The 14,229-nt window shown below is 67.0% G+C and carries 8 protein-coding genes; 3 read left to right on the forward strand and 5 right to left on the reverse strand.

Annotated features, from left to right (window positions below; translation table 11 throughout):
• Positions 1 to 85 precede the first annotated feature (85 nt).
• The 3 genes from OG900_23710 to dcd are packed head-to-tail and all read left to right on the forward strand — an operon-like array spanning position 86 to position 1,628.
• Positions 86 to 568, forward strand: coding sequence for a hypothetical protein (locus tag OG900_23710; protein ID WUH92816.1), 483 nt, complete (start codon positions 86 to 88; stop codon positions 566 to 568).
• A complete protein-coding gene (locus tag OG900_23715; GenBank protein WUH92817.1) occupies positions 565 to 1,077 on the forward strand; it encodes a deoxycytidine deaminase in 513 nt (170 codons plus the stop codon). Before OG900_23710 ends, OG900_23715 begins: the two co-directional genes overlap by 4 nt.
• 35 nt (positions 1,078 to 1,112) lie before the next feature.
• Positions 1,113 to 1,628, forward strand: coding sequence for a dCTP deaminase (dcd, locus tag OG900_23720; GenBank protein ID WUH95889.1), 516 nt, complete (start codon positions 1,113 to 1,115; stop codon positions 1,626 to 1,628).
• Between the two features lie 253 nt (positions 1,629 to 1,881).
• On the opposite strand, the gene OG900_23725 is transcribed toward dcd, so the two are convergent.
• The 5 genes from OG900_23725 to OG900_23745 all read right to left on the reverse strand — a co-directional run bounded on the left by OG900_23725 (position 1,882) and on the right by OG900_23745 (position 14,043).
• Complete coding sequence (locus OG900_23725) at positions 1,882 to 3,750, reverse strand: DUF1998 domain-containing protein (protein WUH92818.1); 1,869 nt, start codon at positions 3,748 to 3,750, stop codon at positions 1,882 to 1,884.
• Positions 3,747 to 7,004, reverse strand: a complete 3,258-nt coding sequence (locus OG900_23730; GenBank protein ID WUH92819.1) for a helicase-related protein — start codon at positions 7,002 to 7,004, stop codon at positions 3,747 to 3,749. The genes OG900_23725 and OG900_23730 overlap by 4 nt, the downstream gene beginning before the upstream one ends.
• Entirely contained in the window at positions 7,001 to 8,902 is a 1,902-nt protein-coding gene (locus OG900_23735; protein WUH92820.1) for a UvrD-helicase domain-containing protein, read from the reverse strand. Before OG900_23735 ends, OG900_23730 begins: the two co-directional genes overlap by 4 nt.
• The gene (locus OG900_23740) at positions 8,899 to 13,362 is read right to left on the reverse strand and encodes a DEAD/DEAH box helicase family protein (protein ID WUH95890.1); all 4,464 of its coding nucleotides are present in this window, start codon (positions 13,360 to 13,362) and stop codon (positions 8,899 to 8,901) included. The genes OG900_23735 and OG900_23740 overlap by 4 nt, the downstream gene beginning before the upstream one ends.
• A gap of 492 nt (positions 13,363 to 13,854) precedes the next feature.
• Positions 13,855 to 14,043 (reverse strand): hypothetical protein, encoded by a 189-nt coding sequence (locus OG900_23745; protein WUH92821.1) that lies wholly within the window; start codon positions 14,041 to 14,043, stop codon positions 13,855 to 13,857.
• Between the last annotated feature and the right edge of the window lie 186 nt (positions 14,044 to 14,229).

Genomic DNA, 14,229 nt, shown 5'->3' on the forward strand with positions numbered 1-14,229 from the left:
CATCGCTTTGTTCGGGCTGCCCGGCTCAGGGAAGAGCACATTCTCGGCACTCGCGCAGGAGTGGGCTGCCAAGAACGATGCCACCGTGCACATCATCACGCTCGCGGAACCGTTGTACCGGGCTCAGGCCGCGGTCTACGAGTCCGCGGGACGTCCGCTGCAGACCGGAGAACGAAGACAGGACGGCGCCCTGCTCAATTTCCTCGGTTCGCACATGCGAAAGATCAACCCGCACGTCCTCGAGGAGCATTTTCTGTCAGAAACGGCGCGTATCCACGCAGCCTGTGAAGGCAGCACTCGGCGTCAGATGGTCATCTGCTCCGATGCCAGGCCGGCCGACCTCCCCTACCTGCGCCAGGGGGGTTTCCATCCCGTGGTGATCACTGTCGACGAAGAGGTGGCCCGTAAGCGGAAGGAAGCGCGAGGCGACCTGACGCTCGGCGACTCCCAGCATGCGACGGAGAACGGGCTGGAACGGATTCACCCGAGCAGCCCGGTGGACAACAACGGCACGCTTCAGGAATTCGCCACTGCCACCGCCGCACTGTTGGATGACGTAGGCAGGTGATTCTGACCGGGCGGCAGATCGAAGCGGCCGTCGATGCTGCGGAGATCGTCATCCGCCCCTTCGACCCGAGTCGTATGAACCCGAACAGTTACAACTACACGCTGGGCAAGCATCTCAAGTTCGCGGAAGGTGCCCTTGATGCCCGCCGTGAGGTGACATGGCACTCGGCCACCATCGGGCACGAGGGCTACGTCCTCGTCCCCGGGCGGCTCTATCTCGCCAGTACGGCTGAAGTGATCGGTAGTGACACCTACGTGACCAGTCTGATCGGTCGGTCGTCGCTCGGTCGGCTCGGGCTCTTCGTCCAGGTGACCGCCGACCTCGGGCATCAGGGAGCGGTTCACTGCTGGACCCTGGAACTCACCGTCGTCCAGCCACTGCGAGTCGTAGCCAGCATGCCACTGGGCCAAGTCAGTTTCTGGAGGACGGCAGGATCTGTCACCTCCTACTCAGGCATGTACGGGCAGACGTCAGAACCGACGCCTTTCTGGCCACCGAGCCTCGCCTGAAAAAGGTGGACTCCCCCTGGGAAAGCGAGCGCACAGTGATATTGACGGGAAAAGAGATCGTCCGCCAGCATCACCTTCAGCGGATCGAAATAGATCCGTTCGACCCCGAACAGGTCAACCCGAACAGCTACGACTTCCGCCTCGGTACGGAATTGCTGACCTATCGGAACAGGGAGCTGGACGTCCAGGTCCAACAGCCCACCGTGCGCACATGGCTGACCGACGCAGGCATCGTCCTGCAGCCGGATCGCGTGTACCTCGGTTCCACCTTGGAAAAGATGGGCAGCGACCACTACGTGCCCATCATCAGGGGCAAGTCGTCACTCGGCAGACTCGGTCTCTTCGTCAACATCACGGCCGATCTGATCGACATCGGCTCCCACAACAACTGGACCTTGCAGTTCCACGCCGTGCAGCCGGTCCGGATCTACCCGGGAATGCGCATCGGTCAAGTCACATTCTGGGTCCCGGTCGGCACCATCAAGCTGTATTCGGGCAAGTACCAAGGGTCTGTGGGGCCGCGTCCGTCCGAAGCCTTCCGCGACTTCTAGCGTGCTGCGCCGCAAATGGCGTGTATAAATTAACGTCATGTCCTCCTGGGGAACCGGCGCCGGAAGTTTCACCTGTTCGTGAGCCTGCTGCTGGGCGCCGCGAGGAGGCCGGAGCGGCGACGAGCCGCTCGAAGAGATCGATCACCTTGCCGGGGTGGAGCCAGGAGCCCGACCTCTGTGTCCCGCGTGAGCCGAGAGGAGACGGAGAGCGGCGTGTCGGATCATCATCGGTGCCGTTGCGGATGATCCGATGTCATTGCCCCAGGACACCCTCGAAGTAACCGATTCGAGGGTCGTCGGGGGTACCGACGAGCAGGGCGCGGTCGAGCAGGATGTTGTTGTGCTCGCAACTCGTCTCCGGCAGCATCACGCAGGCGTGACAGGCCGCCAGATTGATTCCGCCGACGCCGGAGGCCTCGGTCTCCATACAGAGCGGGTCCGAGGAACACCACTCGGCACGGCGGACGGCCGAACGCACCGTATGACCGAGAATCTCCGGTTCACCTTGGGCGACCAGACCACCCAAGCTGCCCGCCGAGTCGCTCGTCGCCGTATAGACGAGTATCCCGGCCATCTCGTCGGCGGCATACAGGCGCTCGCGCAGGGCCGCGGCCGGGTAACCCGCCCCCAGACTCAACTCGTTGATGAGGACATGGGCCAGCGTGTGCAGCAGCACCATCCGGGGGGTGGCGGGGGAGGATACGGCCCTGCTCGGGTCATCGGCCCGCTGTTCGAGCGTCCGTCGATGGGCGGTACGCATCCGCTCGACCCGGGCTGCCACCGCCACGTTGTTCTCCCACACGCCGAGCCGGTCCTCGTCCAATCGGAGGAAGACTCCCTCGCCCCGTACCTCCATGGCCGGGAGCCAGCACAGCGGACGTTCCGACAGCGGCATCTCCGTGGAGTCGGTCGTCGACTCGGCATCGACCAGCCGGGTGAACGCCTTCAGGGCGCGCACCTCGCGAAGCTTCTTGACCAGCATCGGGCCGGTGACGCCGAGAGGGTCGAGCACGCTCTGGTCGCCCAGAGGGCCCTCACAGACGAACTGTTCGTCGCGGGAGTGCTCGCTTTTGTCGTTGCCCGCGCGGAGCCGCTCGTACTCCTTGCTGCGCAGCGCGCGGTAGCGGTGGTCGAAGGTGGGGGCCGTCTCGCTGTCGGGGTCCTCCTCGCGCTCTGCGTCGAGGAGCGCCATCACCTCGTCCAGCGGTACCGGGCACTCCCCCTTGAAAACGCCCCTGAGGTAGATCGCCACGTGGTCGCGCTCGTCGTACTCGCGGAGCGCGTCCCAGTGCTCGGCGAGTGGATCCGCGCGGCCGTCGCTCCAAGGCGGAATGGCGAGGGCCGACTTCAGCACCGGCTGCCACACCGCCGACGAACCACGCTGCAACGTACGCAGGGGGAGTCTGCACTCCTGAGCGAGAGCGGACGCGCCGAGCCACGGGCGGGTGCCTCGGCACGTGAGACCCAAGTCCTTGAGCGCGCGCCTGCGGAAGGAACCCTCCATCGAGACCTCCGGAGCCTGCCTGCAGGTGCAGGAGACGAGAATGGAGCGGAGTGACGAAGTGTGCCCGGTCGTACGCATCTTGAGCTTCCCTCCGCACTGTCCCGCAGCCGTGGCACCACGGTCCGCGGAGCGATGCACCCACTGCCAGTACGGAAACTCGCCGAGGTGTCCGGCCTCGCAGGCGACGACGAAGCGGGAAGGGACCAGGTCGACCTCGCACGTACCGCAGACACTTCTCCCGGCGGGCGGATTGAAGTCGCGGTGCCGTTGCAGGTCGTTGCACTCCGGGCAGGAGTGCATCAGGGGGAATCGTCGGACGCGGAGGCCGTCCCTGCTGGTGTCGTCCGAAGCAGGTGGCAGCCGGAAGTAGTCGACGCCGAGTACCCGGGCCAGTCGCCGTTCGTAGATTCGCGGGGACTCGTCACGGCTCCAGCTCCGCTCGGCCTCGTCGAGACCCGAGACGATGAAGGACTCATGGTCGACGGCGATGAGAGAGCCGACGCCGTACGTGGTGATCGCCTGGGCCCGACGGACCGCACCACGCCGCGGCAGGTTGTGGGCGGGGGCGGCGGCTCCGTTCGCGCCGGTCCGGCGGCGGCGGGCGGGGGGCGGGGTCATCGGGTTCCTTCCATGAACAGGGCGGTCTCGGCATCGACGTCGCGCAGGCTCCACAACGTGGCCCATGCCTCGGCGTCCTGGGACTCGTCGTCGTACGCCTTCAGGAGCGAAGGGGTACGACTGCCCCTCTGAGGCTCGAACAGCAGGCCGTTGTGGATGTCGGCCTCGGCGCACCACCACTTGACGAACTCGTCGAAGGCCTGCGACACGGCACCGGTCTCCTCCCTGGTGACCGCCTCCACGCGCTCCAGGAGGATCGACTTGATACGTCCCCGGAGCACGTCTTCATACGACTCGACCTGGCCGGCGCCCTCGTTGGGGCGGGCGGCGAGGATCAGGGTGCGGGCGAGGGCGACGATCACCGCGTGCAGGCCCCGGTCGCGGGCGCGGGCGGAGAACGGGGTGACGGACGTCGACTCGACCTCGCGGTACAGGGCCGAGTGGAAGTGCTGAAAGCCCTCGTAGTGGGAACGGTCGCGGGACCGGGTCGAGTTGAGCATGACCGCGACCAGGCCGGGGTGCGCGCGGCCGACCCGGCTGGTGGCCTGGATGTACTCGGCGGTCGTCTGCGGCTGGCCCATCACGGCCATGAGGCCGAGGCGGTCCACGTCCACGCCGACCGCGATCATGTTGGTGGCCAGGAGGACGTCCACGGTGTTGTCATCGGGCAGCCGCTTCTCGATGCCTTTGAGGCGGGTGGGGATCTCGCTGGCATCGATACGGCTCGTCAGCTCGGAGTAGTTGGCGACGGACCGGGCAGACAGTCCCTCGCGCTCGGCCAGCAGCTCCAGGTAGGCCACCACGTCGTCATGGACCTGGAGTTCGGCCGCCGACAGCACCCGGAGGCTGTTGAAGTAACCGACGAGACTCCAGTAGGCGTCGCGGACCTCGTCCTCGGCCTTCGCCTGCTTGGCCCGATGCAGCAGGGTGGCATACGTGCGGATCAGGAGGGTGGACTGGCTGGTGCCGGGGGCCAGGAGGCCGACATAGCGGCGGCTCGCCTTCTCCTCACGTGGCGTCTCCACCGCGAACCACGAGTCGCGGGCGTCCAGACCGGCGGGCGGGAACTGCCGCACTTCGCGGGCGAAGAGGTGGCGTCCTTGATCGGCGGCGCGACGGATGGTCGCCGTGGAGGCGATCACCTTGGGTCGATCGGCGAGTGCGTCGACGGCGGTTTCGTAGAGGCCGGTGAGGGTTCCCAACGGACCCGATATCAAATGGAGTTCGTCCTGGACGACCAGTTCCGGGGGTGGGGTGCCGCCGTCCGGGTCGTCGTCGCGGTTGAAGAGAGCGGAGGTCGCGGGACGCCAGGGCATCGACGCGAATTTGTCGACAGTGGCGATCACCAGGGTCGGCCGCGCGTCGTACACCGCCTCGTCGACCAGGTGGACGGGCAGGCCGTCGGCGAAGTCGCAGCCCGCGCCGGGGCAGCGGACACGCATCCGCCTGGCGTCCTCGTCGACCTCGTAGTTCCGTGCGTCGAGACGGGTTCCGCACCAGGGACAGGCGTGCAGTTGGACGGGATTCTCGGTGGCGAGGCGCTTGTCGAGATTTCTCCGCAACTCGTCGAGCCTCGCACCTGCGACGGCCAGCGTGTTGGGAGTGGCCGATCGTCCCACCCACATGCCGACGGAGAACTCCTCACGGCCCAACTCGGGTGTACCGCGCCGCATGTGCTCCATGGCACAGAGCAGGATCGCCGCGCGCTCGAACTGCTGGAGGGTGAGCAGCCGCAGTGTGTAGCGCATGAGGACGGTGACACCGCCGCCGTCCGCGCCCTTGCGGATACGGCGCAGGAACGATGTGAGGGCGATCAGACCGAGGTAGGCCTCCGTCTTGCCACCACCGGTCGGAAACCACAGAAGGTCGGAGACCCGCCGGTCGTGATGTGTGGGGTCGTCGATGCCGGCCAGGCACAGGAGCACGAACGCGATCTGGAAGGGGCGCCAGCGACCGGCGGCCGGGTCGGGGGCGCCGACGCGTCCGTCCTTCACCCAGGCGCTGCGTGCGCGTTGGCCGGCCATGGCCCGATTGGCGAGTCGGAAGGCCCTCATCAGATCGGGCTTGGTCCGCAGCAGTTCGATGCCCTCACGGATGCGGTCGAGCGCCTCGTGGCACGCCGCCACCTGGTCCCGCGCGGGCTTCGCATGCGGGCCGCGTGTCAGAGCGTCGGCCTCGACCGACTTGCGGTCGATCCAGTGTTCGTACCCCGTCGCGAGCCCCTCCAGAGCGGCCAGGACCTCGGCGTCGGACCGCTCGGCCAGTCCCAGCATGGACAGCGCCGAACTGTCGATCTCCGGGTTGGAATCGGTGAGCAGCACCTCAACGGAGGGCACGAACTGGGTCCGCACCTCGGGGACGGCGGGCGTTTCGACTTCGGTCATACCGATCGGCTGCGGAGTCCAGTCCCACTCGGCGGCGCAGCCGTGGCCGACCGCGAAGGTCGGGGCGTGGCGGTGCAGCAACCGACTCGTGGCGATCTCCGGATCGTGAACGGCGGCCGGGGCAGGACGCTCGACGAACGCAGCGGAGCCGTCGGCGGCCCGGACCGACAGGCCGCACTGGAACAGGGAGAAGGCGTCCTGGAGATCCCACTCCCCGACTTTCTGCGTGTTGATCAACGTGACTGTGATCGTGACCGTGCCGTTGGCCTGGTCCGGACGCCGGACGTTGACGTGCAGAGCGGCTCCCGGGGCGAGCGTGATCCTCATCCGCGGATCCGGCCGCGTCACGTCGATGCTCTGGTCCGGGAGAGCAATCTCCTTGCGCCGCCACAGCTCCCGCTGGTCGGCGGTGGTCCGGGCCTCGGCACGGCGGGCAGGGACACGCTTGCCGGCGGCGTCTGTGGGCTCGTAAAGGGCCGCACGGGCCGAGACCACGATCGAAGCGCTTATGGCCGGGCGGACTGCGAAGGTGAGGCCCATCGAGGAGGGACGCCTGTCTCCCGAGGCTCCGACCTCCTGCGCGGTGCCGGACTCCTCGGAGTCTTCCCGGGCGATCAAAGGGGCGACATCCAGCCCTTGCTGTCCGTCGGCGTCGTCGTTCTGCTGCTCCTTCGTGCCCCTGTCCGCAGCACGCGGATACAGCACACCGGTCAGATAGCGGTCGATCGGTGCGTCCTGGGTGAGGATCTCACCCCGATCGTCCGACTCGGAGTCCCAGGCAGGGCCCAGGAGCTCACGGCGGAGCCCCGCCAGGAGAACCTCGTCCCGGACCCGGTAGTGCTCGGAGTGTCGGCCTGCCACCTGCGTCATGCGTGTTGCTCCTCGTAGTCGTCGGCTCTCCGGTACCGGCCGATGCCGGTGATTCGAGGGACGATCCACACGCCTCGCTCCCCGAGACCGGCGTTGGCGCCGGCGGCGGTGCTGCCTGTCACGGTCTCCAGGGTGTCGATCCGCAAGCCGTGGATCTCGTCGGGCCACCAAGGGTCCCAGTCGCGGTTCACCTTCTGCACCTGGAACAGCGCCTCGCGAAAGCTCCGCGACGCCTCGCCGATCTCCCGTCCTTCGTGCACCAGGGCGTACGGCGGGCTCTCCGTCTCGCCCATCGGCAGACTGTGACGCCTGCGCAGCAGCACCTCCCGACCTGGACGAACCTCTTCCAGGAGATAGGCCTGCGTGGCGACGGCGTCCGTCTCCTGGCCGGGTGGGTCGTCCCGGCTCACGTCGCCCGGCTCGGCGACGATCCCGTACCTGTCGTAAGACCGCCACGATCCGAGGTAGCGACGGCCGTTGCGTCGACTCCCCGCCCTTCTGAAGAGCGGCAGGTCGGGAGGGGGCACATGGTAAAGGTCCTGACGGGCACGTGTCATGGCCACGTAGAGCGCGCGGGCCTCGGCAGGCAGGTCCAGCTCGTCCCGGTACCGCTTGTGGAGTGCGGCGAGGGTCGGTGGTGTCAGGACGATCACCCGGTCGAACTCCAGTCCCTTGGACCGGTGCACCGTCGAGACGACGATCCGGGCCGTCTCCGGGTCGGCCGCCTCGTCGGGGAATCCGCCGTGGGCGACCGCCCGGCGCAGCCGATCCAGATCGAGCGCACCGCGTCCCGCTCCCCGCGCGGCTCGACGCAGCACCGTCCACAGGGAGGGGTCGGGTTCGTACGGGAGGGGGATTTCCGTGAGGAGCGTACGAAACCGGTCCTCGGTGAGGACATTCGCCTCCGTGCGGCGCAGCAACTCGGCTACCCAGTAGGGTACCGGGCGCTCCTCCAACGGGCGCCGCAGCCGGTGATCGATGCCGTGTGCGTGCAGCAGGTCGGAGACCACAAGGGCCTGCTGGTTGTCACGGGTGAGGACGGCGCAAGTGTCGGAGAGGTCCCGCAGACTGGTCAGGGTGAGGTCGTCGTCCAGGCTGCCTATGCCGTTCGCCGGATCGAGAAGGAGGTCGCGCAGTTCGTCGTAGAGCGTTCCCGCCTCGTCCCGATCGCTCAGTTGCTGGAGACGCGGGCCGAGCGCCAGCGCGACCCGGGCCTCGGTGGTCGTGGCCCGGAAGTTCCGAGTGAGGTGCAGCTCGACCAAGTCGTCGGGGTAGGAGCAGCGCAGCCAGTCGAAGAACCGACCGGTCTCGTCGGTGCGTTCGCTCAGGTTCTCGATCTGGAAGCCGTACACGGACTGGGCCGCGTCACCGACGACGGTGAAACCACAACTGTCCTGGTACCGGTCGAGAAGGGTCTCCACCAACTCGCGGCGCCCACCCAGCAGGTCCTGCACCTCGTCGATCACGACATGGGCGGGTGGGACCGCGTCTCCGATCTCCAGCGCGCCCTTCTCGATCGCGCGGGTCGCAGCGGAGATCCGCTCGTCGAAGCCGACGGCTCCCCACTCGCCGTCCGGATGCGCCTGGCGGATCACCTCGTAGGCCCATGCGTCGAACGTACGGGCGCGTACCCGAAGGGCTCGCTCCCCGTGCCGAGAGATTCGTTCGCGCAACTCCCGGGCGGCGGACCTGGAGAAGGTGAGCACCAGGATCTCCGCGGCCCCCAGCGCCTGTTCGGGGTCCTCGTGACCGCACAGCGCGTCGAGTCGACGTACCAGGGTGTGGGTCTTCCCGGCACCGGCGCCTGCGCTGACCAGGACGCGAGCGTCCCAAGGCTGCTCGACCACGGCCAGTTGCTCGTCGGTGAGCCGGGGGCTGTCCCGGTAGGCGTCGGTCACTTCCGGCTCCAGAGGTGTTCGAACTCATTGAAGGCCAGATCGGTGTCGAAGTTGGTGACGTTGTCGCTGATGTTGAGGATCAGACAATTTTCCTTGCCTCCGTTCCGTGGTCCGCGCAATCCGCGACCGATCATCTGCTGGTACACGTTGGTGCTGTAGACCGGCCGGGCCACGACCACGGCACGCGTGGCCGGAGCGTCGAATCCCTGGGTGAGCACACCGTAATTGGTGAGAACCCGGATACGTCCGCTTCGGAAGTTCTCAATGCGCGTACGACGGTCCTGTGCACTGGTCGTCGAGTCCACGGCTGCTGACCGGACACCCCGGTCGTTGAGCATGGCCGCCAGGTACTTGGCGTGGTCGACCGAGGTGGCGAAGAGCAACGTCGGCCAGTCGGTGGGGAGTTCGGCCACCGAGTCGACGATGCGCCGACTGCGCGCGTGGTCGTCGGCGAGCCGCTGTTCAGCGGACCGGGAGAGCATGGCCATCCGTTCGGCGTGTGTCTTCTCGTCCCGTGTGAGTTCGATACTGCCGCCCTCAAGGGTGCGATGCTCGACCTGGGCGAGCATCCCCCAGTTCTGAAGATCGCTGTACGGGTCACCCGAGGGGAAGACTCCTTCGTCGAGGCGCCGATTACCGAAGCGGCCGGCCAGACGGCGGGTCTCCTCCTCGTTACGGTTCCGGAACGGGGTGGCGGTCAGACCGAGCAGATGCCGGCCGGTCTCGTACTGGGTGAGTCCCAACTGACCCAGGATCCCGGTGTATCGCTTGGAGACGGCGGTGTGCGCCTCGTCCACGATCACCAGGGCGGCCTGACGCAGCCAGGCGTACTGGTCGGTGCCGAGGCACCGCTCCAGCTTGGCGTCGGTGGCGACCACCAGGTGCGGGTGGTCGACGACATCGCCGACTTCGTTGGTGCTCCACAGGCGACTGATGGTCAGCGGCCGTTCGGCGCCGACCTTGCTCCAGACGAACTTCCAGCTCTGGACGGCCTGCTCGCACAGCTCCTCGGTCTGCGCGATCCACAGCAGCGGACCCTTGAGGTCACCGATCCGTTTCACCCAGCGGATCACGGCCTCAGCGGTGACCCGGGTCTTACCGGCGCCCGTGGGCAGGGACAGCATGCCGCGCTGGGGGGCCAGTCGGTCGAGCATGGTGGAGATGTTCCGAACCAGGTTCTCCTGGTATTCGTGCAGGCTCGGGAAGTCCCGAGGGCCCTCGACGGTCTCGAACGGGGGCGGGGAGGGAGTCCTCGAACCGGCGAAGGCGACAGGCAGCCTCAGTTCCGAGACGAACGCGATGGCCGCCGACGAACCTCCGTACGAGACAGGGGCGTTGGGGAAGCGCGCCTGGATGTCCCGGGCGTGCTGCTGGAGCACGCCGTCCCCGTGCGCGTTGAACGCCATCTGCGCGATCCGGTGCCCGGACGGCTCCACCCCGTTGGTCGCCAGCAGCTCGGCCTCCATCAATCCCTCGGGGAGGCCGAGCCGGAGAGCGTCCGCATCGATCAGCAGCTCGATCTTGGTCACCACGTCCTCAGACTCACGCACCGCCTTCTGCGCCGCTTTCAGCTCGCTGTCCCGAGCCATACGGTCCTGGTGCTCCAGAATCGTGCGGCAACCGGTAGCACCGAGACCCAGATCGAGTTCGCGGTCGATGAGGCGCAGCATCGGTTCGGGGTCCAGAGGAACGCGGACCTTGACGGTGCTGTCCTGGCGCACGGCGTCCAGGGGAGAGGCGTGCGTGCCGTTGGGCGTACGGGTGACCTCCTCCAGCTCACTGCACCTTTGCACCATGCTGTTGCGGTTCCCGCTGTTCAGACGCTGCCGCAGGGCGGGGAACAGCTCGACCAGCAGCACGGGGTCACCTTCCGGTACCTCGCGGGTCTCCCGGCTGATCACGTCGGCGTAGCGGAGCATGCCCCACTTCTCGATCATCAGCTCGGCGTCGTCAGTGGTCGGTACGAGCAGCGCCGGGAGTTGCTCGGCACGCAGCGCCTGGTACTGAGGGGCTCCGACGGCGACGGTGATCTCACCGTCGGGCCGGGTTCCCCAGGCTTCGCCGATCCTGCAGCGGGTCAGGGAGTCCTCGGGGAAGTCCGCACCGAACCGGGTCAGCATCACGTAGGTTGCGCCCACGAAGGAGTCGTCCTCGCTGCGGGTCACCTCATCGAGAAGCGTGTCCCATTGGTCGGCGGGAACTTCGTCGACGGTGGTCGGGAGCCGCAGCCTGCGGGCCTTCTCGGGAGAGATGTCGGCGACCGGCAGCACATCCCGGTAGTCGGCGAGCTGGGGTCCGACAGCCTCCTTCAGCGGCCTGATCCCTTGGGAGGTGGCGATCGTGCCGAACTTCCTCAGCATCCACCGGATCGGCGAGGGCACGGCCTGTCGGGTGTTGGTCTGTGCGCCGATCTGGCGCGTCCAGTTGTCCACCACGGCGTCGTCGGGCAGCACTTTCAGGAAGGCGGCACGGGATTCCTCGGAGAGGGCGCGGAAGAGGTGGAGCGGTCCGCCGATCGCGGCCCCCTCGACCTTCATCCGGTTCAATGCGGGGCGCGGGGCGCGACTGTCCAGGCCGCGCAGGTAGGCGGCGTGGAGGGCTTCACGGTACTCCTCGAACCACACCTCGCCCTCCTGCGGCCGGACGCCGCCGGCCGGTCGTTCCCGCAGGCCGATCTGTGAGAAGAAGGGGGTGTCGTCGGAGTGGAACGCCATGTCGACCGCGATGCTCGGGTCGCGCTTCGCATCGGCCACGACACCCGGCAGCATGCAGTCCTCGATCGGCCGGAACCGACCGTCGGCGGTCCGCACCCGGAGCGTCGAGCGCGCAGCGGGCACCCTCTCCAGGACCTTGTGGGCCAGCCGACGCACCCCCGCCTGACGGAACAGCTCCCAGAACCGCTCCCAGTCCGAGTCGCTGTAGTGGTCGAAGCCCTGATCGAGGATGCTGACGAACCGGCCCTCGACATCAGCCTCCCGGATGCCCAGCACGTTGAGCGCGTGAGCCAGCGATGGGTCCTGGGCGAGCACGTCGACCAAGTACACCAGGGCCTCGCGTAGGCCGCCCTGGTCGGCACGGCGGAACACCTTGCCGTGCACGGGTGCGACGAGACCGTGCTCCTCGGTGAGCACGATGTGGGCCTTGCGGGCCTCCTCGGCATAGGGAGAGCCGTTCTCGATCATGTCCGCGAGGATGCGAACGGCCACTGCCGACGCCTCGGGGGTGCCGCTCTCGACCAGAGCCTCCAGCCATTCCCGGACATCGGTCCGCCCATGCCCGGCCGCGACGACGATGTGTTCGACCTTTCCGGAGCGCAGGGCGTCCGCCTCGGCACTCGGGTGGAGCCAGTTCGAAGGGCGCCCGGGGCACTCGTGCCACATTCGCAGCCAACCGGAGAGTTTTTTCAGGTCCCCGAGGCGCGGGTGGATCCTCAGCGCCGTCGGGACGCGCAGTACGCCGTCCTGGTCGGGCAGCGACGGGTGGTCCGCGGTGCGGGCCCAGATCTCCCGGGTCAGAAACTCGTCCGCCCAGCTGATCGCCTCCTTGACCCGGCCGGGCAGGAGGGGGAGATAGGCGGCAGGGTCTTCGTCGGGTGCAAGGGCATGGAGGGAGTCGACGACCAGCTTCGCCGACACCCTGATCATCTCCTGGTTGAAGGGAGAGGAGTCGAGGAGATTCTGGCGGTCCTCGTTCGTCTTCCAGGCGCCGTTGAGGATGCCGCTCAGCGACATCTCGTACTTGGTCGGGAAGAAGGACCAGAACTTGCCCCGTCCGCGTGATCGCGGGCTGACATACAGACCGCTCTCCGGGTCCTTCTCCAGGGCGGGGACGCCCCAGGCGAGGTCGAGGGAGAGTCGGTCGTGCAGTTCTCCGGCATCCGCGCGGGCGCTCGGACCGGGTTCGTGGGTGGTGGTGAACACGCGCCACCGGTCGGTGGCGACGGCCTTCCCGGTCCGCTCCTCGACGACGGTGTGCAGGTCGCCGGTCTGCCGGGCGGTCAGTGTCCGACGGGCCATGGGCCGTAGCCGGCGGTCCTCCAGCACGACCTTCGCGACGTGCGGCGAGAACAGTTGGAAGCCGGCGGGGAATTCCTCGCGGGGCTCTCCGTGGCTCTTGGCCCGTCCGCCGTGCATGTCGCGGCCCAACCGGTCATCCGCCTTCGGGAGCAGGGGCAGACGAACGACGGTGGTGGCCCAGTTCAACAGCTCGTTCAGAACGTGATCGAAAGCGCGCTCGGCCCGGACGTCGAGAGGTCGAGCCATCCGCAGAACCGGGGCGTCGAACTCCGGGCCGTAGCGCGCCGTCACGCCGGGCACGGCCCTGATCTGCTCGGACGACCAGGTGCGATCGAATCCGAAACTTCCCGTGCTACTGAAGAATTCCGGTGCGTCGGTCACAACGAGAACCGATTTGACGCCCACCCCGAAACGCCCGATCTGGCCGCCACGCTTCTTCGACATGCTCATCCGGAGAATTGTCTCAGCGCCTTCCGGGGTCACCGGATCACCCTCGTTCGCGCAGTACAAGTGGGTTTCCGTGAGGACGATATGAACTCGCCCACCCGACTCGCCAGACATTTCATCTGCTGCGTTCTGAACGAGCTCGAAAAGCTGGCGGTCGCCATATCCGCCCTGGGTGATACGGCGCTCGCCATTGGCATGCTCGGCTACGAGACCAGGGTCCACGGCGTAAGTCTGCAGGACGCGCGAGGATTGTTCGAGGACGGTTTCAATTACCGAAGAGGACGAAGACGGCACTGCTCTGCTCTCCTGGATCGTGAAACTTCGAGCGAAATGTGCGAACGGGGTTGGCGCGCGCCGGCTACAGTGTGAGCCGGCGCGTGCCTGTGTAGTACCGGTTCCTATCGGCTGTGTCGGAAGGGCTGCGGCGTCGAGTGGGGGAGAGAGTCCTGTCGCGAAGAGAGGCTGTGGCCTGGGGATTTCTACTTTTCCTCAGATGGCAGGGGGCTCGTCCGGCGGCAGCCCGGGGACCCTGCCGTCGGGAAAATCCTTCTCGGTGAGGCCGTAATCTTCAAGAATGTTCATAATTTCGGTCTCGGTCTTTGCCGCATGGATGTTCACCTCGAACGAACTCATCTCTCGAGACGACATCAAGTAGTCGTTGTAACCCTGTTCAATCATGATTGGCACACCCCTTATTCAGGCCACGCAGGGGTGTATTTTGATACAGATTCCCCCGGCGAACAGTGAGATTCTTTTCGGTCGATGCACACTAGCGGATGTGGATCCCATGTCGCCAGCCGTTTGTGGAATTGCTAAGTGTGGCGTAGGAGTGGCGGCCTGGTGTGCGGCTCTGTCTCCTGCTCC

Origin of the sequence: Streptomyces sp. NBC_00433 (assembly GCA_036015235.1) — a bacterium.
In the GTDB taxonomy this organism is placed as follows: Bacteria; Actinomycetota; Actinomycetes; order Streptomycetales; family Streptomycetaceae; genus Actinacidiphila.